General features: G+C 67.0%; 18 protein-coding genes. 10 read left to right on the forward strand and 8 right to left on the reverse strand.

Translation table 11 applies throughout. The features are described 5' to 3' along the window. The first annotated feature begins 73 nt into the window (after window positions 1-73). On the forward strand, window positions 74-370 hold the full coding sequence (locus ACTOWJ_RS02070) for a hypothetical protein (protein ID WP_441332910.1): 297 nt from the start codon (window positions 74-76) through the stop codon (window positions 368-370). Here the strand turns inward: ACTOWJ_RS02070 and ACTOWJ_RS02075 are convergent. After that, a complete protein-coding gene (locus ACTOWJ_RS02075) occupies window positions 367-1,218 on the reverse strand; it encodes a hypothetical protein (protein WP_441332911.1) in 852 nt (283 codons plus the stop codon). The two genes, ACTOWJ_RS02070 and ACTOWJ_RS02075, sit on opposite strands and share 4 nt — an antisense overlap. Before the next feature lie 740 nt (window positions 1,219-1,958). On the opposite strand from ACTOWJ_RS02075, the gene ACTOWJ_RS02080 reads away from it, so the two are divergent. From ACTOWJ_RS02080 to ACTOWJ_RS02105, 6 genes are all read left to right on the forward strand, one after another. Continuing rightward, entirely contained in the window at window positions 1,959-3,035 is a 1,077-nt protein-coding gene (locus tag ACTOWJ_RS02080; protein ID WP_441332912.1) for a dipeptide epimerase, read from the forward strand. Between the two features lie 16 nt (window positions 3,036-3,051). Beyond that, window positions 3,052-4,212: a dipeptidase gene (locus tag ACTOWJ_RS02085; protein WP_441332913.1), complete on the forward strand. Its 1,161-nt coding sequence runs from the start codon at window positions 3,052-3,054 to the stop codon at window positions 4,210-4,212. Window positions 4,213-4,262: 50 nt separating this feature from the next. Continuing rightward, on the forward strand, window positions 4,263-6,509 hold the full coding sequence (locus ACTOWJ_RS02090; RefSeq protein WP_441332914.1) for a TonB-dependent receptor: 2,247 nt from the start codon (window positions 4,263-4,265) through the stop codon (window positions 6,507-6,509). A 77-nt stretch (window positions 6,510-6,586) separates the two neighbouring features. Beyond that, on the forward strand, window positions 6,587-7,642 hold the full coding sequence (locus ACTOWJ_RS02095) for a DUF1611 domain-containing protein (protein ID WP_441332915.1): 1,056 nt from the start codon (window positions 6,587-6,589) through the stop codon (window positions 7,640-7,642). A gap of 33 nt (window positions 7,643-7,675) precedes the next feature. Continuing rightward, window positions 7,676-8,827: a YkvI family membrane protein gene (locus tag ACTOWJ_RS02100; RefSeq protein WP_441332916.1), complete on the forward strand. Its 1,152-nt coding sequence runs from the start codon at window positions 7,676-7,678 to the stop codon at window positions 8,825-8,827. Then, window positions 8,824-10,818 carry a serine hydrolase domain-containing protein gene (locus tag ACTOWJ_RS02105; protein WP_441332917.1) on the forward strand — a complete coding sequence of 665 codons (1,995 nt, stop codon included), beginning with the start codon at window positions 8,824-8,826 and terminating at the stop codon, window positions 10,816-10,818. Before ACTOWJ_RS02100 ends, ACTOWJ_RS02105 begins: the two co-directional genes overlap by 4 nt. A gap of 84 nt (window positions 10,819-10,902) precedes the next feature. On the opposite strand, the gene ACTOWJ_RS02110 is transcribed toward ACTOWJ_RS02105, so the two are convergent. Beyond that, window positions 10,903-11,163: a hypothetical protein gene (locus ACTOWJ_RS02110; protein ID WP_441332918.1), complete on the reverse strand. Its 261-nt coding sequence runs from the start codon at window positions 11,161-11,163 to the stop codon at window positions 10,903-10,905. A 579-nt stretch (window positions 11,164-11,742) separates the two neighbouring features. Between ACTOWJ_RS02110 and ACTOWJ_RS02115 the strand changes: the two genes are divergently transcribed. Further along, complete coding sequence (locus ACTOWJ_RS02115) at window positions 11,743-12,264, forward strand: hypothetical protein (RefSeq protein ID WP_441332919.1); 522 nt, start codon at window positions 11,743-11,745, stop codon at window positions 12,262-12,264. 13 nt (window positions 12,265-12,277) lie between these two features. On the opposite strand, the gene ACTOWJ_RS02120 is transcribed toward ACTOWJ_RS02115, so the two are convergent. The 5 genes from ACTOWJ_RS02120 to ACTOWJ_RS02140 all read right to left on the reverse strand — a co-directional run bounded on the left by ACTOWJ_RS02120 (window position 12,278) and on the right by ACTOWJ_RS02140 (window position 16,396). Further along, window positions 12,278-12,457: a hypothetical protein gene (locus tag ACTOWJ_RS02120; RefSeq protein ID WP_441332920.1), complete on the reverse strand. Its 180-nt coding sequence runs from the start codon at window positions 12,455-12,457 to the stop codon at window positions 12,278-12,280. 55 nt (window positions 12,458-12,512) lie between these two features. Beyond that, a complete protein-coding gene (locus tag ACTOWJ_RS02125; protein WP_441332921.1) occupies window positions 12,513-13,529 on the reverse strand; it encodes a M28 family peptidase in 1,017 nt (338 codons plus the stop codon). A gap of 126 nt (window positions 13,530-13,655) precedes the next feature. Beyond that, window positions 13,656-14,393: a siderophore-interacting protein gene (locus ACTOWJ_RS02130; RefSeq protein ID WP_441332922.1), complete on the reverse strand. Its 738-nt coding sequence runs from the start codon at window positions 14,391-14,393 to the stop codon at window positions 13,656-13,658. A gap of 75 nt (window positions 14,394-14,468) precedes the next feature. Further along, window positions 14,469-15,272, reverse strand: a complete 804-nt coding sequence (locus ACTOWJ_RS02135; RefSeq protein WP_441332923.1) for a MipA/OmpV family protein — start codon at window positions 15,270-15,272, stop codon at window positions 14,469-14,471. A gap of 224 nt (window positions 15,273-15,496) precedes the next feature. Further along, the gene (locus ACTOWJ_RS02140) at window positions 15,497-16,396 is read right to left on the reverse strand and encodes a LysR family transcriptional regulator (RefSeq protein ID WP_441332924.1); all 900 of its coding nucleotides are present in this window, start codon (window positions 16,394-16,396) and stop codon (window positions 15,497-15,499) included. A 97-nt stretch (window positions 16,397-16,493) separates the two neighbouring features. On the opposite strand from ACTOWJ_RS02140, the gene ACTOWJ_RS02145 reads away from it, so the two are divergent. After that, on the forward strand, window positions 16,494-17,201 hold the full coding sequence (locus tag ACTOWJ_RS02145) for a type 1 glutamine amidotransferase domain-containing protein (protein WP_441332925.1): 708 nt from the start codon (window positions 16,494-16,496) through the stop codon (window positions 17,199-17,201). 67 nt (window positions 17,202-17,268) lie between these two features. Beyond that, window positions 17,269-18,111 carry a type 1 glutamine amidotransferase domain-containing protein gene (locus ACTOWJ_RS02150; RefSeq protein WP_441332926.1) on the forward strand — a complete coding sequence of 281 codons (843 nt, stop codon included), beginning with the start codon at window positions 17,269-17,271 and terminating at the stop codon, window positions 18,109-18,111. Window positions 18,112-18,327: 216 nt separating this feature from the next. Here the strand turns inward: ACTOWJ_RS02150 and ACTOWJ_RS02155 are convergent, their stop codons facing one another. Then, entirely contained in the window at window positions 18,328-18,474 is a 147-nt protein-coding gene (locus tag ACTOWJ_RS02155; protein ID WP_441332927.1) for a DUF6053 domain-containing protein, read from the reverse strand. Window positions 18,475-18,536 lie beyond the last annotated feature (62 nt).

Consider the following 18,536-nt stretch of genomic DNA (forward strand, 5'->3'; position numbering starts at 1 on the left):
TGTCCGCCCCCTGTAATCGCCCGCGTTGTCTAGGTCATGCAAGGACCGACCGGCAGGACGGCGGGAGAACGACATGGAGCTGTTTCGTAACGACTACGACGCGCACGACGCGGACCGGATGCTCAACGGCCACCGGACCGACGCGGCGCAGACCCTGGATCACCCACCGGGCCGCGATTGCAGCCGGCTCGATCTGCTGTGCCGGCTCAAGCTGGCCGGACGCGACCCGGAGCGATTGAAACGGCGTCGACGTTCGCTGCGCGAGGTCGGCTGCTGGATCGCAGTCGCGCTGCTGATGGCAGCGGCGCTGGCCTCTCCCGTCCGCGCCGCGGCGAATGATGCCGCCGCGTCCTGGCACGCAGGCGCTTAAGCGATCGTCTGGAACACCGCGATCCGATCGCCGCGCAGCGCCGTCTCGCCGCTGCGCAACCACGATTGCCTGGCCAACACCTGAGTGCACGGTCCCAGGCTGCACACGCGGATATCGCGGCTGCGCGCCTGAGCGCGGATGCGTTCGAGCATCTGCGCCATCACGCCGCCGGTAAACGGCGTGTACAGATAGAACACCGTGGCTTGCGACAGATCGGCGGCGCGCGCATCGCCTTGTACGAAACTCACCTTGCGCAACCCCAGATCATCGGCGCTGCGCCGCGCGCTGGCCACATACGCCGGCTCCAGTTCCACGCCGATGCAGCGCGCGGGCGTGCACAGCCCGACCAGCAAGGGTACATGGCCGAGTCCGGAGCCCAGGTCGATCAACACATCGGCTTGTCTCAACGCGAGCCGGCCGATCAGATCGACGATATGGCGCGCCGGCGTAGGTTGGTAGAACACCATCTCCGGTCGCGGCGGCGCGACCTCGCCGTCGGGTTCGCTCAACTGCAGCACGCCGCCGAGCAAGGCATCGAGATGGTCGTAGGCCTCGCCCTGCGCGGCGGCGGCGCCGTCCGCCGACAGCCATGCGCGCACACCGCTGAAATCGCCAAGGCGGATCTGCGCGCGCAGGTCGCGATACAGCCGCTCGTTGGCGGCGTCCAGGCGCGTTGCCGTTTCGGCGAGGTGTTCGCGCAATCGCTCGCTCGATGGCGTATCGGGCAGGTAATCGCCCAAACGCTCCAGACGGTCCAGCGCCTGGATCCGATCGCGCAAGCGCTCCGATCGTTCCAGATCCGGGTCCTGGCCCAATCGATCCAGCAACCGGGACAAAGCCTCGCTCATGCGCTCACCAGTTCGCCAGTCCGGATTCGTCGTCGTGCTTGAGGAGAGTCGCTTGATAAGCGCTTTCCACAACGACAGATTGTCCATCGCCGAGTACCGCGGCATCAACCGCGGCAACTCGATCCGTAGCCGGTGCAGCGGTCGTTCGGCTCGTCCATTCGAGACGATCGCCTGAGCCCGTCGTCGGGTTGTCTTGCATACGCCCCTGTCTGAAATTCCCGCAAAGCCGCGCTACGGCGCGGCGTGGTCGATTCAGACGCCGCCGTCGGTGTCCGGCCATTTTCGCAACACTGGCGGGATCGATTCTTCATCGGATTCCGGCTCGAACGGCAACGGCGGAAACGCCCTACCGCACCAGGGCAGCGACGCGTGGAACTCCCGGCCTCGCCGATACGCCAGTGCGGCTCCGCAATGGGCCGGCCGCCGTCGGCGTGGTCGTGATCGCTTGGCCGCCAGCTCCGGGCGGCCGTGTCGATTCGCGCACTCTGCGCGCCCAACATGCTGCAGTGCAGCATCACATCGTGGGCGTTTTCCGCCTTTCCACCGTCCTGGATGGCCGTCGGCTGGCCGAACTTGACTCTAATGAAAATTAATTTTCTGATTATGAAAACATGTTTCGGACACTTTCCTGAAGCTTATCGACGACCGCGCAGGGGCTGGTAGCGCGGACGCACCGCAAGGCCACCCAGAACTCCCGCGCCGCACGATGCGGCGTCCGGTTCTCCACCGGCGAGAGCGCAATGACCCGACCCGCCCGACTGCAGTTGTCGCTCGCGATCGAACCGTTGCCGCTGAAGGCGCCCTTCCGCATCGCCGGCTACTGTTTCGAAGCGATGCCGGCGCTGACCGCGATCCTCAGCGAACCCGGTCACTACGGCCGCGGCGAAGCCTGCGGTGTGTATTACCTCGGCGACGAACCGACCTCGATGCTCGCCACCTTGGAATCGTGCCGCGAGCCGATCGAAGCGGGCATCGATCGCCTGCAACTGCGCGGCCTGTTGCCGCCGGGCGGCGCGCGCAACGCGATCGATTGCGCGTTGTGGGAACTGCAATCGCAACGCGAACGCCGTCCGGTGTGGGAACTGGCCGGCCTGACGCGCGCGCGCCCGCTCGTCACCGCTTTCACCCTAGGCGCGGACGATCCGGACATCGTCGCCGCCGGCGCGCGCGCCCATGCGCAGGCGCGCTTGCTCAAGCTCAAACTCGACGGCGAGGTCGAAGCCGACATCGAACGCGTCGCGGCCGCGCGCCGCGCGCGCCCGGACGTCGATCTCGCCGTCGATGCCAATCAGGCCTACACCCTGGACCGCATCGAACCGCTGATCGCGGCCTTGTCCGATCACCGGGTGATGCTGCTCGAACAACCCTTCGCGCGCGGACGCGAAGCCGACATGGATCGGCTGGACTGCCCGATCGACGTCGCCGCCGACGAAAGCCTGCAGGGGCTGGACGACGTCGAGGCGCTCCACGGCCGCTTCGATGTGCTCAACCTCAAGCTGGACAAATGCGGCGGCCTCACCGAAGCGCTGCTGATCGTGGCCCGCGCGCGCGCGCTGGGCATGAAGCTGATGGTCGGCAACATGCTCGGCACCAGTTGGGCGGCCGCGCCCGCCTTCGTGCTGGGCCAACGCTGCGACGTGATCGATCTGGACGGCCCGACCTTCCTCGCCGGCGATCGCCTGCGCGCGGTGGTCTATCGCGACGGCCTCATCCATTGCCCCGGCGATGTCTGGGGCGGCGGTATCGCCGACGCCGACGACGATGCCGCCCGTGCGGCCCGCACCACCGCCGCGGTTTCCGCCGCTCCCCTCCGCTGACCACAGGCCCGCGATCATGACCTCATCCTCCGTCCGACTCGGCCGCCGCCGATTGCTGCAAGCGGCCGCGGCCGCGGCCGCGGCCGCGCTGGCGTTGCCGATGCATGCGCTCGCCGCGAACGCCCGGCCGCGCGCCGCCGCCGACCTGAGCAAATTTTCCAGCCGCGCGCGCGCCATCGTCGAACGCGCGCTGATCATCGACATGCTCGCGCCGCTGCGCCTGGATCTGCGCGAAGACGCCTATGCCTTCGCGTTGACCGAGCAACAAGTCGCCGACTTCCGCCTCAGCGGCATCGACGTCTTCCACAACTCCTGGGGCCTGGGCGGGCCGGACGCGCGCGAACGCGTGGCCGAGCATCTGGCCGGTTGGCACGGCTTCATCGCCCGTCGCAGCGATCTGTTCACCCTGGTCGGACAGGCCGGCGATCTGGACCGGGCCAAGCGCGAGGGCAAGATCGCGGTGATCTCCGGCGTGCAGAACGCCGAACACTTCCGCCACAAGGAAGACGTGAAATTCTTCCACGGCCTGGGCCTGCGCTGCGCGCAGCTGACCTACAACAGCCAGACCGTGATCGGCTCGGGCAGCACCGAACGCGAGGACGGCGGACTCAGCGACTACGGCGTGGAGATCGTCGCGGAGATGGAAAAGGTCGGCATGCTGATCGATGTCTCGCATTGCGGCGAACGCACCACGCTGGACGCGATCGAACTGGCCAAGGGGCCGATCGCGATCACTCACTCCAACTGCCGCGCGCTCAACGATCACCCGCGGCTCAAGAGCGACGAGGCGATCCGCAAGCTCGCCGCCAAAGGCGGGGTGATGGGCATCACCGGCGTGCGCATGTTCGTCGGCGCCAAGGAACCCACCACGCTGGACAGCTTGGTCGATCACATCGATCACGTCGCCAGGCTGGTCGGCATCGAACACGTGGGGATCGGCTCGGACGCGGATCTGTACGGCTACGACGCACTGCCGGCCGATCAGCTCAAGGCGCTCAAGGCCTCGTACAAGGCCAGTTACGGCTTCCGCGAACGCATCGATATCGAAGGTTTCGACCGCCCGACCAAGATCTTCGAACTCACCCAAGCCCTGATCCGCCGCGGCTACGGCGACGGCGACATCGAAGCCGTGCTCGGCGGAAATTTCCGCCGCTTGCTCGGCCAAGTCTGGCGCTGACCCCAGTCGGTCGCGCGCCGTCCAGCAGTCCGCTACCCGGGGAGGTCACCATGCCGCACGCCATCTTCCGTCGCCCGCACAACGCGCTCGCCTGGGCCGTAGGCCTGAGCCTGGGCGCGTGGAACTGCGCGGCCATCGCCCAGGACGCGAACGCGGCCGCAGCCGACCGGCCCGCGCGCGAAACCGCCGCGCCCTCGGCCACGCTGGAAACGGTCACCGTGACCGCGCAAAAACGCAGCGAGAACGAGCGCAAGGTGCCCGCCTCGATCAGCGTGGTCGGCGAACAACAACTGGAAAACCAGCACGTCACCCAGTTGTCGGACTTGAACGGTTACTTGCCGGCGATGACCATCCAGGACGGCGGCACTCCCGGCCAGACCGCGGTCTCGCTGCGCGGCATTCCCACCGTCGGCCCCGGCGCGGTGGTCGGCACCTACATCGACGACACGCCGCTGGGTTCGAGCAGCAACTTCGCCCGCTCCGGCGCGTTCGTGCTCGATCTTCTGCCCTACGACCTCCAGCGCGTGGAAGTGCTGCGCGGCCCGCAAGGCACGCTGTACGGCGCCAGCGCGATGGGCGGACTGCTCAAATACGTGCTCAAGGATCCCGACCTGGACGGTTTCGAAGGCCGCGTTGGCGCCGGAATCTCGGCCATCGGCGGCGCCGGCGACAACGGCTGGAACGCGCGCGCCGGCCTCAACGCGCCGTTGATCGAGGGCGAGTTGGCCTTGCGCGCCTCCTTCGCCAACGAATACACCCCGGGATGGATCGACAACGCGCTCGACTCACGCAAGCACATCAACGACACCCGCCAGCGCAGCGGCCACGTCTCGTTGTTGTGGCGAGCCAACGACAAGGTGCGCCTGAAGCTGACCGGGCTGCATCAGACCGTCGACGCCGACGACAACAGCACCATCCTGCTCGATGCGCAAAGCCGCCGGCCGACCTTCGGCGAGGACGTCACCGGCAAGCCGGTGCGCGAACGCTTCGAGAAGCAGGTCGACTACTTCGCCGCGACCTTGAACTGGGATGTGCAATGGGCCGATTTCGTCTCGGCCACCAGTTACTCCAAGACCTCGACCCTGCAGGTCAACGATCTGAGCAAGGTCTACGGGCCGCTGTTCCCGCTGTTGGGCGAACCGGAGGGCGTATCGGAATTCCCGCTGAGCCTGGACCTGAAGAAATGGACCCAGGAACTGCGCCTGGCTTCGAAATCCGAAGGTCCGGTGGAATGGATGCTCGGCGCTTTCTATACCCGCGAAAAGTCGGCCAATCACCAGCAAGCCAGCGCCGAGTCCTTCGCCGGCGTGCCGATCGCGGGCCTGAATCCGTTGCTGGTCGCCGATCTGCCTTCCACTTATCAAGAGGCCGCGCTGTTCGGCAACCTCACCTACAAGTTCAACGATCGCTTCGACGTCACCGCCGGTCTGCGCTACGCGCGCAACGAACAGGACTTCAAGCAGATCATCTCCGCCGGCAGTCTGGTCGCGCCGGGCACCACGCCGGGCGAGTCGTCGGAGAACGTCACCACCTACCTGTTCGGTTCGCGCTGGCATCTGGACGAAGACAGCATGCTGTACCTGCGCATCGCCAGCGGCTATCGCCCCGGCGGGCCGAATCTGGCACTGCCCGGCGTGCCCAAGACGGTGAATTCCGACAGCCTGGTCAACTACGAACTGGGCTGGAAAGCGCTGATGTTCGAGCGCCGTGCTTCGATCGATCTGGCCGCGTATCAGATCGAATGGAAAGACATCCAGCTCTCGGCCGCCACGCCCAACGGCCTGACCTATCTCACCAATGCCGGCAAAGCGCGCAGCCGCGGCATCGAGCTGACCTCGGCGTTCAAGCTCACGCCGAGTCTGCGCCTGGGCTTCAACGCGTCCTACACCGATGCCTATCTGATCGACGCCGCGCCGGCCTTGAACGGCCAGTCCGGCGACACCTTGCCGGGCATCCCGCGCTGGACCTGGGCGCTGAGCGCGGACTACGACTTCGCCCTGCCGCGCGGCATGTCCGGCCATGTCGGCGGCGGCTATCACTGGCTCGGCAAGCGCAAGACCAACGTCGACAGCAATCCGGACACCGCACCGCTGAGCGCCAGCGGTCAGCTCAATCTCAACGCCGATATCTCCAAGGGCCGTTGGACCCTGCGCGCCTACGTGCGCAACCTCGGCGACCGGCGCGATTACACCTCGCTGTCGCCGGTGCGCAGCGGCACCACCAACCAAGTCGTCGAGTGGCAGGCCAACCAGCTGCAGCCGCGCACGGTCGGCCTGGAATTCGATCTTTGGTTCTGAGCGGCGCGCACGGACGCTGTTCTCACGCCCTCCCCGCGGCCGCGCATCCGGCGGCCGCGACTCTCACGGAAGCCCGCATGCACTTCGCCATCGCCCCCGACAACCGCAACGATGCCCTCGATCTGCCGCAACCGTATCTGCTGTTTCTCGGCGACGTCGCCCATCCTGCGTTCGCCAAGACCGCCTTCGGCCTGCGCGACTGGGCGCGCGAACGTTGCGTGGGCGAGTACGCGCTGGCCGACGCGCAAGTCAGCGTCGGCCTGCCGCCCATGTCGCCGCGGCAGGCGCACGCCGCCGGCGCGCGCGCGCTGGTGATCGGCGTGGCCAACGTCGGCGGAGTCGTTCCCGACAGCTGGCTGGAACCGCTCGCGCAGGCCTTGGCCGACGGGTTGGACTTGATCGGCGGCATGCATACGCGTCTGAGCGACGTCGCGTTGCTGCGCGAACAGGCCCGGCGCCACGGCCGCCGCCTGATCGACGTGCGCGAACCGCCACCGAACCTGCCCACCGGCACCGGCCGCAAACGCAGCGGCAAACGCCTGCTCACGGTCGGCACCGATTGCGCGCTGGGCAAGAAATACACGGCTCTGGCGTTGGCCCGGTCGATGCGCGAGCTCGACGTCGACGCGACGTTCCGCGCCAGCGGCCAGACCGGCGTGCTGATCGCCGGACGCGGCGTGCCGCTGGATGCGGTGGTCGCCGATTTCGCCGCCGGCGCGGCCGAACTGCTCAGTCCCAACGCTGCGCCCGAGCATTGGGACGTGATCGAAGGTCAGGGTTCGCTGTCGCATCCGGCGTATGCCGGCGTGTCGCTGGCCTTGCTGCACGGCAGCCAAACCGATGTGATCGTGGTCTGCCACGAACCCGGCCGCGACGAGTTGCTCGGTTATCCAGGCTACGCGCTGCCGTCGATCGAGGAGACCATCGATCTGAATCTGCGCCTGGGCCGGCGCACCAATCCGGCGATCCGCTGCGCCGGGATCAGCCTCAACACCTCGCAGCTCGGTGAGGCGCAAGCGCGCGCGCTGATCGACAGCGAAAGCGCGCGGCTGGGCCTGCCGGTCGCCGATCCGATCCGCGGCGGCGCGTCCTTGCAGGCGCTGGTACGCGCCTGCTTGAACGCTCCGGCCTGAGTCTTCGCCGCCTCTCCTCCACCAGACATGCCCATGCCCTCCGCCGCCGGTTCGTGGTTCCAACGTTTCCTGCTGCCCGGCTTCGCGTTCAAGGCGGTGGTGATCGGCGGCGGCTACGCCACCGGCCGCGAACTGGCCGAGTTCTTTCTGCCCGGCGGACCCTGGGGTGGAATCAAGGGCATGTTGTTGGCGATGGCGGTATGGAGCGCGGTATGCATGGCCACCTTCGCCTACGCCCACGCCGCGGCGACCTACGATTACCGCGCGTTCTTCCAACGCTTGCTCGGCCGGTTCTGGGGCGTGTTCGAGCTGGCGTATCTGGCCTTGCTGATCGTGCTGCTGGCGGTGTTCGGCGCGGCCTCCGGCGCGATCGGCGCGGGCTTGTTCGGTTGGCCGCCGTTGCTGGGCACGCTGTGCCTGATGATCGGCATCGCCGCGTTCGTCAGCTTCGGCAACGAATCGGTGGAACGTTTGTTCAAGTGGGTCTCGTTCTTTCTCTACGGCGTCTACGCGGTGTTCGTCGTGTTGGCGCTGAGCCGCTTCGGCGATCGCATCGCCGTGCAGTTCGCCGCGCCGCAGCCGGAAACGGGCTGGGCGCTTAACGGGCTGACTTATGCCGGTTACAACATCATCGGCGCGGTGGTGATCCTGCCGATCGCGCGGCATTTCCTGAGCCGCCGCGATGCCGTGGTCGCCGGCCTGATCGCCGGGCCGTTGGCGATGCTACCGGCGCTGGCGTTCTTCGTCTGCATGGTCGCCTACTATCCGCAGATCGCCGATCAGGCGCTGCCTTCGGACTATCTGCTGCAACGGTTGGGCCTGCCGCTGTTTCATAGTGTGTTCCAGCTGATGATCTTCGCGGCCTTGCTCGAAAGCGGTACCGGCGCGGTGCATGCGATCAATCAACGGGTGGAATCGGCCTGGCGCGCGCGACGCGGACAGGCCTTGCCCAAGCGCGGCCGCCTGGCCGTGGCCGGCGCGCTGCTGACCGGTTCGATCTTTCTCGCCGACCGCTTCGGCCTGGTCGATCTGATCGCCAGCGGTTATCGCGGTTTGTCCTATCTGCTGCTGGCGGTGTACGTGCTGCCATTGCTGACCTGGGGTTTGTGGCAACTGCGGCGCGGACGCCTGAGTCCGCCCGCCGCGCTGCAGCCCATCGCTTATCGACCTGGAGGACGAACATGAAGTGGTCGTACCTGAGATGTTTCGCCGTCGCTGCGCTGACGGCAACGATCGGCGCGCTGCATGCGCAGACGCCGCGGCCTTCATCGGTGCCGCCCTCGCCGGTAACGCACGCGCCGGCGCAGCCCCTGGCGGCCACCGCGCCGGCCGCGCGGCTGGACGCCAAGGACCTGGGCACCTATGTCGACGGCGTGGTCGAGTCCTACCGGCGGCGCTTCGGTATCGCCGGCGTCACTGTCGCGGTGGTCGATGCGCAAGGGCCGTTGCTGCTGCGCGGTTACGGCTTGGCTTCGCAAAAACCGGCGCGGCCGGTCGCGCCCGACGCCAGCTTGTTCCGGATCGGCTCGGTGTCCAAGACCTTCACCTATCTGGAGACGGTCAAGCTGATCGAAGCGGGCAAGCTCAAGCTCGACGCACCGGTCAACGACTATCTGCCGCAAGACCTCAAGTTGCCCGAGGACGGCTATAAACCGGTGCTGCTGCGCCATCTGCTGACCCACACCGCCGGTTACGAAGATTCCGCCTTCGGCCATCTGTTCGCCAAGGATCCGCAGCATGCGGCCTCGCTGCACGACTACCTGATCCGCCACCGCCCCGCGCGCGTGCGCGAGGCCGGCCTGCGCGCGGTCTATTCCAACTACAGCCTGGCCCTGCTCGGCGAAGTGTTGGCGCAAGTCAGCGGAGTACCGTTCGAAACCCTGATCGAACGCGACCTGTTCGCGCCGATGGGCATGCGCCGCACCACTTTCCGCGAACCCTTAGGCGCGGCCGATCCGCGCGACAGCGGCGCCGCGTTCAAGGGCCTGTGGTCGGACGGGCATCAGCGCAAGGACGGCGGATTCAAGAAACACGGTTTCGAATACATCGCCTCGGTGGCTCCCGCCGGCTCGGTGTCCAGCGACGCGGCCGACATGGCGCGCTACCTGCGCATGCTGCTCAACCATGGCGAACTCGACGGCCAGCGCATCGTGCCCGCGCAAGCTTTCGCCCGGCTCGAAGCCGGGCCGCTGTTCGCCAACGCGCCCGATGCGACCGGCCTGAGCTACGGCTTCTTCCGCCGTCAGTACGGCCAGGTCCACAGCCTGGAGCACGGCGGAGCGACCTTGTACTTCCACTCCAACCTGGTCGCGGTACCGGAACTGGGCTTGGGTGTGTTCGTCTCCACCAACACCGACAGCGGCGCGCGCCTGGCCGCCGAATTGCCGGGCTTGCTGCTGCAGCACTACTTCGAACGCGCGCGGCCGGCGCCACTGCCGGTGCCCGCCAAGGACGCGTCCGCGACGATCAAGCCCTACCTGGGCAAGTACCTCAGCGAACGCCGCAACCATCGCCAGTTCGAGAAATTGCTGACCGCCTCCAACGCCGATCTGGGCGCGACCGACGACGGTTACCTCACCCTCACCGCCGGCGATGAAACCTCGCGCTGGGTGTGGGAGAAGGCCGACGTGTTCCGCGCCGTGGAAGGTTCCGGACGCTTGGCGTTCCTGCGCGAAAACGGCGCGTTGGTGGGTTTCGTCTCGCCCTACGGTCACGACGTCTTTCTGCGCGCCGGCGAGTTCGACAGTGCCAATACCTTGTATCTGCTGTTGGCCTTGAGCGTGCTGACCTCACTGGGCGTGCTGACCGGACTGTGGTTGCGCCGCCGCGCCAGCCGCGGCGATCGCTCCGCCGCCGCGCGCAGCACGCGCTGGCTCGGCGTCACCGCCGCGGCGTGGTTGTTGTTCGCGGTGCTGTTCGGCGCCAGCTTCGCCCAGCTGATGTCGGCGGGCAACGAGGCGATCTACAGCTACCCGACCACGCTGTTGCGCGCGGCCCTGTGGCTGGCGCTGCTGCCGGTGTTGCTGACCCTGGTCGATCTGGCCCTGTTGTGGCCGCTGTGGCGTTCCGGCGAAGTCGGCGCATGGCGCAAGCTGCGTCATACCCTGGCGGTGCTGGTGTTCGCCGTCGCCGTGTATGCGATGTGGGTGTGGAACGTGTTCGGCTGGAAGCTGTAAAACCGCGCCATGCCGCCTTGGAGCCAAGGACCTCGCGAGAGGCCCTTGGCGTTCACGACGCCGATGCGGGCGTCGCGGCACGGATCACAGGTACTGGCAGCGAATCGACACGGTGACGTACCAGTTCGGATGGAAGAAGCCGACGTTGGTGACCTGATAGCCGAACAGCACGCTGCCGCCGGACTGCTGGCAGATGGCGATGGCCTGGTTGATCGCGACCACGGTCGCGGTGGTCTGGTCGCCCCAGAAGCCGCTGCCGTAGATCAGTTCGGTGTGCGGCGCGGCCGAGGCTTGTGAGGCGAACAGCGAAGCGGCGAGCAGCGGCGCGAGCAAGAACTTCTTCATTGCGGATCCTTCCTTAAATCCCGCCCGATTGACGGTGCCCCAGGCTAGAGCTTGCGCGGGCGCGCGAGCGCCGTGTAGCGCCGCTTATTTTTCGAGGTTTTCGCTTCTGCGACGACGGCGCGGATTCGCCGATGCGGTTGTGAAGCGACTGCTGAATCCGCGCGACGGCGTTCGCGTTTGCGTTGCCTCGCCGGTCTCACGAATTTTCGCGCTCGGCTGCGATTTCGGCGCCCGTTGCGGTCTGCCCGAGCAAACTGCGCGAACGCGGAGCGATGCGCGATGCAGGAGCGGCGCAAGTCGCGGCCGCGGGATCGCCGCTGCGCCGAAAGTCCGTCGCAGTTGCACGGTCGCGGTCGCAGCTCGCGCAGCTCCTACAACCGCCCCGTGCAATCCCGCGCAAGGTCCGGTCGAAATACCGAAACGTCGCGGAGCGTAGCCGACACGCTCCCCCGCATCCCGCCCCACCTCAGCCGCCCTGTCTCTCAATTGTCACGCAACGGCCATAAATTGCCTGCATCCCGCCGCGGCAGTCTCCATAGCGGACCTGTCCAGATACCGGCCCCAGACACAGGCAATCCCATGCGCTCTTTCAAGCTCGTTTCCCTGCTGCTGGCCCTGCTGGCCTGGTCTTTCGCGGCCGCCGCCAAGCCGCCCTATGTCGAGATCGAGCAGCGCCTGAGCGCCGAACAATTGCGCGAGGTCGGTTTGTCGGCCGAACAATTGGCCAAGCTCAACCGCATGCTGCGCGAAGCCGATCAGCAGCCCACGCCGCAGGTAGCCGAAGCGGTGCCGGAAACCGGCCCCGCGGTCGGCGCGGGCGCGCCGCCGGTCAAGTCGGCCAAGCCCGCCGGCGCCGGCCAGTTCATTGGCCTCAACGACGAGCCGATCAAGAGCCGCCTCAAGCACGACGTGGCCGGCTGGGAGCCGGGCACCGTGTTCGAGCTGGAGAACGGCCAGCAATGGAAAGTGCTCAAGGGCAGCATGAAATTGCCCAAGCCCATGACCACGCCGGAGATCGTGGTGGTGCCCGGCGTCGCCGGCCGCTGGTTCCTGCAGGTCGACGAGGACACACCCAAGGCGCGGGTGTACCGGATCGACTGACGCTCGCGCTGCGCTACTCGATCCGCGCCGCGCCGCCATGGAACGTAATGACGATCTGACCGCTGGGTCCGATTACGGCGCTGTAACGGCGCTCCTTCGCGAGCTCGCGATAGTCAAGCGCCCCGACGCGCTCCAGGGCATCCAGGCTGCTGCTGATGGCGTCGAACAACGCCTCGCACAGCGACGCCGGCAATTGATCCTCGGGCGATGCTGCGCCGGCAAAAAAACCGGATCGGTCCGAGCGTCGCTCACGGTTGCTGGCTCACCGCATACACCGCCTGCACCACCTTGGCCATGCGCGCGTAGTCGAGCTTGTCGTAGGTATCGCTGGCTTGGTGATACGTGTCGGTGCGCAGGAACGAGGTGTCGGTGACCATCAGCGCCGGATAGCCTTCGTGCCAATAACTCAGGTGGTCGGAGAAATCGACGCCCTGCACCAGCAGCGGCGGCGCGTTGATCGAACGCACCGGCAGGTCGCCGGCGCCGGCCATGGTCGCCTTGATCCGGCGGGTGGCGCCGAAGTCGCCCATGCGCCCGACCAGGGCGACGAAATCGCCGCGCTCCGAGTACAGCCGGTGCATGCCGTGCACGGGATAGTGTTGGCTGCCGCGGCGGTCGCTGAAGTGGCCGATCATCTCCAACGACAGCATGAACTCGACTTCGCGCCCGGCCTGGCGCAGCGCGCGCGCGTGCCAGGCGCTGCCCATGTGCTCGCTGCGAAAATGCGGCGGTTCTTCCAGCGTGTAGGCGACCAGTTCGATCGGCCGGGTCTGTTCGCCGCGGCCCAACATGCGCGCCAGTTCCAACAGACCGGCCACGCCGCTGGCGTTGTCGTCGGCGCCCGGGGTGTGAGTCTTGGGCGAGTAACCGCGCGGATCGTCGCTGCCCTGGCCGACATCGGCGAAAGAATCGTAGTGAGCGCCGAACACCCGTACCGGCCCGTGTTCGGGGCCGAAGCGAGCGATCACGTTGCGATAGACCACGCCCTCGACCGACACGTCCTGGTAGGACACGCGCGCACCGGTCAGGCGCAGTTCTTCGTGGATGAAGCGCGCGGCCCGATCGATGGTTTCGAATTGATCGTAACTGCGCGGATACAGCTCCACCGACAGATGCCTGACGTCGGCGAGCAGACGTTGCGGATCGGCGGCCGGCGGATGCGTCGCGCGCGGCGAAACGAAAGGCTGCACGATCGCAGCGAGCGCCAACGCGATCGATGCGGCGATGGCCAGTGCCAGCCAGAACAATCGCCGCAGATATTTCATGATCGGCCTCCATGCCACGGCTCGGTCCGTCCGGCCTGACGCCGACGCTACCTCAATCGGCGATCGGACGCACTAAATCGCCGCCGGCATGCGCGCAGGCAGACCGTGGGCGGTCGCATCGGCGCCTCAATCCAGTCCGGTTCGCCCAGGCGCCCAGTACGGCTTGATCCGCAGCGGGCCGGTGCCCAGTCCCTGCGCCTTGAGCGCGCGCGCGATCCGCTGGATCGCCGGCGCGCGGCCGGTGAGGACGAAACTGGTGCGGATCTCGGCGCTGCGCCGGATGGTTTCCAGCGTCTCGTCCAGATGCGCGTCGTCGCCACGGCGTTCGATCAGGCGCGCGGCGTCGAGTCCGAGCTCGTCCAGCACGCGCCGCGCCCGCGGCACCGAGCCGACCTCGAACACACAACGCAAACCGGGCTCCTCGCGCATCAACGCCGCGGCCAGGGCGAAGGAGGTCTCATCGCCGAACACCACCGTGCACGAGGCCAGGTTCTGCAGATTCAGGGAGCTGCGCGGACCGAACAGCGAACGCACCTGGCCCGCGGCGGCCCCGCGCGCCCAATCCGAACCGGGACCGGCGCCGTGGCAATACGCGAGGATGCGCATGCGGCCGGCAACCGGATCGAATTCGATCGGCGTGTACGTCCGCGTCTGCAATCCGCCGTCGAGCTTGAGCTGGACTTTGTCGCCGGGCGACCAGTCGCAGCCCTTGAGCGCTTCGCCCTGCATCGCGATCAGGCGGAAATCCGGATCCGGCGCCTGCACCGAATCGATCCGTACCGTTCGCATCAGCAGACGGGTAACGGCGCGTTCCAACAAGCCGGCGCCGGACGGCCGCAATGCGGGCACTGCGGTTTGCTGCATGGTTCGGACTCCTGTGCGATCGCCTGCGGACGATCGCGGCCCTGCGCCTCATACCGCAGGGCCGCGCGGCCGCGCTCAGAAACTGCGCGTTACGCCGATGAACAACTGCCCCACTCCGTCGGTGTCCTCGGCCACCAGCGGGCTGTCGGTGATGTCGTCGGGCAGCACCTGATAGCTCAGGTTGGCGATCACACGCCACTTCTCGGCGAAGGGCTTGGCCACGGTCAGGCCGACATAAGGAATCGTCACGCTGCCGGGCTTGTAGTCGATCACGCCGCGCGCGACTTCCTTGTCCAAGGTGCCGTAGTAGTAGTTGGCCAGGTCCTTGGACAAGGCGTTGACGCCGACGGTGGGCGTCAGCAACCAGCCGCCGGCCTGCATCGGGTAGCTGTAGCTCAGATCGACCTCGTAACCGCCGCTGACGTCGGCGATGTCGGCCTTGACCTCCAACTGGACCTCGCCGGCGCTGCCACGCCAACTGGCCGAGGCGCCGGCATCGGCGCTGTCGTCGCGGTCTTCGAGCAGGTCGCGGTTAATCCCGCGGCGGGCCAGTTCGCGGCGGCCGAAATCGTCGGCGTCCATCGCGTCCAGGCGGCCGGAGATGAAGCCGTCGAGCACGAAACTGTCGGTCTTCACGAAGTGGTAGCCCAGGCTGATGCCGCGGAAATAGAAGCGCTCGCCCTCGTAACCGAAGAACGGGATCGCGCGGGTGTGGTTGCCCTCGCCCGCGTAGAGTTCGTTGCGAATGCCCGCGGCGACACCGATGCTCCAACTGGAGGGAGCGACATCGGCGCGCTCTTCTCCTTCCTTGGTGACCTGGGCCGATACCGCGAAGGGAAGCAATAACAGCAACGGCGATGCGACGCGAACGATACGCATGAAGAGGGTCCTGTTGGATGTGGGGATGCGCGAGCGGCACGGCCGCGCTGTTCGCACGTCGCGAAACTAGCCCGCGTTCTTTAAGAGTTGTTTAAAGCCGGTGGCATTGCCACCTGCTGAAACAAATAACTACGTTCGGGTTTAGCGGCGGTTAGGGAAAACCTTCGCGCGCGCCGCATGCGTCCGCGCACTACACGGCCCCGTATCGCCTCGGAGCGGCCGCTTCACTCCTGCCCGGCCAGCAGATCGATCAAGGCGCGCGATGCCGCCGACAAGCGCCGGTGCGGTGCATAGATCAACGAGAACGGACGCGAACGTCCGCGCAGTTGCGGCAATACTTCGACCAGGGTGCCGCGCTGCAGCCGGTCGGCGACGATGAAGTCGTAGGTCTGGCAAACGCCGGCGCCGTGTTCGGCCAGCGAGACCACGCCGAGCACATCCTCGGACACCCGCAGCAACGAGTCGGGCGTCCAGTCGATATCGCGCTGTTCGTCGCGAAACTGCCATTGCGCGATGCGTCCGGTGCTCGGCATCTCGAACGGCAGGCATCGGTGTGCGGACAGATCCTGCAAAGTGCGCGGCACGCCGGCGCGTTGCAGGTAGGCCGGCGAGGCCACCACGCACAAGGCTGCGTCTTCGAGCTTGCGCGCGACCAGTCCGCTGTCGGGCAACTGGCCCAGACGGATCGCCAGGTCGTAGCCCTCGGCGACCAGGTCGACGTTGCGGTTGGCGATATTGAGTTCGATCGCCACCTTGGGATAGCGCTGCGCGTAACGCTGCAGCACCGCGGGCAGACGATAGTGGCCGTAGGTGGTCGGCACGCTCAGCCGCACCCGGCCGCTGAGTTCTTCGCCCTCGCCCTGGATCGAGCGCTCGGCGTCGTCGACCAGAGCGAAGGCGGAGCGGGCGTGTTCCAGATAGACCCGGCCGGCGTCGGTCAGGCCCTGGCGACGGGTGGTCCGGCGCAGCAGCTGCGTGCCCAGGCGGTTCTCCAGGCGGACGATGGCGCGGCTGATCACCGACGGGGTGGTCGCCAGCACCACCGCCGCGGCGGTCAGCGAGCCTTGCTCGACCACCGCGATGAAAGTCTCCACGTCGCCCAGGTGGTCGAATCGGCGGCCCATCTTTGCTCCTGAAGAACAAATGATTTTCTTTCGCGGGATTTTATCTCCATCAACGGAATCAATACAGTGGCCGCCATCCCCACCCATCGGAGCCGCCATGAACCCCAATACCTCGCAGTCGCTCAAGCCCGTGCTGTTCGTGCTGACCAGCCACCGCGTCAAGGGCGCCACCGGCCAGCCGACCGGTTATTACCTCGGCGAAGTCACCCACCCCCTGGCCGAACTGGAGGCCGCGGGCATCGCGGTCGAGTTCGCCTCGATCCAGGGCGGCGAGCCGCCGGTGGACGGACTGGAGGTCGACGATGCGCTCAATGCGCGCTACTGGAACGACGCCGGTTTCCGCGCCGCGGTGCGCCAGACCATGAAGCTCGACGACGCAGACGCCTCGCGCTACTCGGCGATTTTCTTCGCCGGCGGCCACGGCGCGATGTGGGACTTTCCGAACAGCGCCGCGGTGCAGCGGCTGACCCGCGAGATCTTCGAAGCCGGCGGCGCGGTCGCGGCGGTGTGTCACGGCCCGGCGGCGCTGGTCAACGTACGCCTGAGCGACGGCGCCGCGCTGGTCGACGGCAAGCGGCTCAGCGCCTTCACCGACGAGGAAGAACACGCAGTCGGCCTGACCCAGGTGGTGCCGTTCCTGCTCGCCAGCACCCTGCGCGAACGCGGCGCGCTGCATCAGGCCGCGCCCGACTGGACCCGGCAGGTGGTGGTCGACGGCCGCCTGATCACCGGCCAGAACCCGCAATCGGCCGGCGGCGTCGGCGCCGCACTGCGCGAACTGCTGCTGGCGCGCGGCGCGGCCTGAGCCGGCCGCGGCCTGGTTATCCGCGCCGGATACCTGCGCCTGACGCCTCCACTCCAACGAGACTTCCATGAAAACCTTATCGATCCTCGCCGCCGCGCTCGCCCTGGGCCTGTCCTTCGGCAGCGCGCACGCCGGCAACGTACTGGTGGTGCTGTCGGATGCCGACCGCCTCGACCTCAAGGACGGCAAGACATTCTCCACCGGTTTTTATCTCAACGAATTGATGCAGCCGGTCAAGGCGCTGATGGACGCCGGTCACCGCATCACCTTCGCCACGCCGCAAGGCCGCGCGCCGACCCTGGATCGCGGCTCGGTCGATGCGATGTACTTCGGCGGCGATGCGCAGGCGCTGCGCGCGCATCAGGCGCTGCTCGACACGCTGGCACTGACCGCGCCGGAGAAATCGCCGGTGGTTAGCCTGGCGCGTATCGAGCAACTCGGCTACGACCGCTTTGATGCGGTCTATATTCCCGGCGGCCATGCGCCGATGCAGGATCTGCTGAGCAGCCCGGCCTTGGGTCGCTTGCTCGGCGACTTCCACGCCAAGGGCAAGACCACCGCGCTGGTCTGCCACGGCCCGATCGCGCTGCTGTCCACCCTGCCCGACGCCGCCGGCTTCACCGCCCGCCTGGCCGCCGACGACCGCGTCAAGGCGCCGCCGCAGTGGATCTACGCCGGCTATCAGGTCACTGTCATCAGCAACCAGGAAGAAGAAATCGCCAAGCCGCAGCTCGGCGGCGGCGCGATGAAGTTCTATCCGCAGACCGCGTTGGAACAAGCCGGCGTGCGTTATCAAAGCAATACCCAGCCGTGGACCTCCAAGGTGGTGGTCGATCGCGAACTGATTACCGGGCAGAACCCGGGATCGGCGGCGGACGTGGCTAAGGAGTTGTTGCAGCGATTGAAGTAAGTGCTTGTCGTGGGCGCTGTAGCCGCAGTGCTCACTGGTCGGATCGCGATGATCAGATCGAAAGGCGTCGGGGCTGAAAGCCCCTCCCACAAAAGACTTCTCGCTCACGCCGCGGCTTTGTTGGCGCGCATCGCGACGCTTCCCCAGACGAGCTTCTGCGAGCTTCGGAGCGAAAGGCGTCGGGGCTGAAAGCCCCTCCCATAAAAGACTTCTCGCTCACGCCGTGGCTTTGTTGGCGCGCATCGCGACGCTGCCCCAGACGAGCTTCTGCGAGCTCTGGCCAGCTTTTGTGGGAGGGGCTTCAGCCCCGACGCTCTTCGGTCGGATCGCGATCCAGTCCGAAGGCTTCCAGACCCAGGCCATCCCTGCGTCGAGCCATCAAAAGAATATTTCCCATCGGGCAGGTCACGTTCGCATCCGCCCGT

It is taken from the genome of Lysobacter sp. CA199 (assembly GCF_052078715.1).
In the GTDB taxonomy this organism is placed as follows: domain Bacteria; phylum Pseudomonadota; class Gammaproteobacteria; order Xanthomonadales; family Xanthomonadaceae; genus Lysobacter.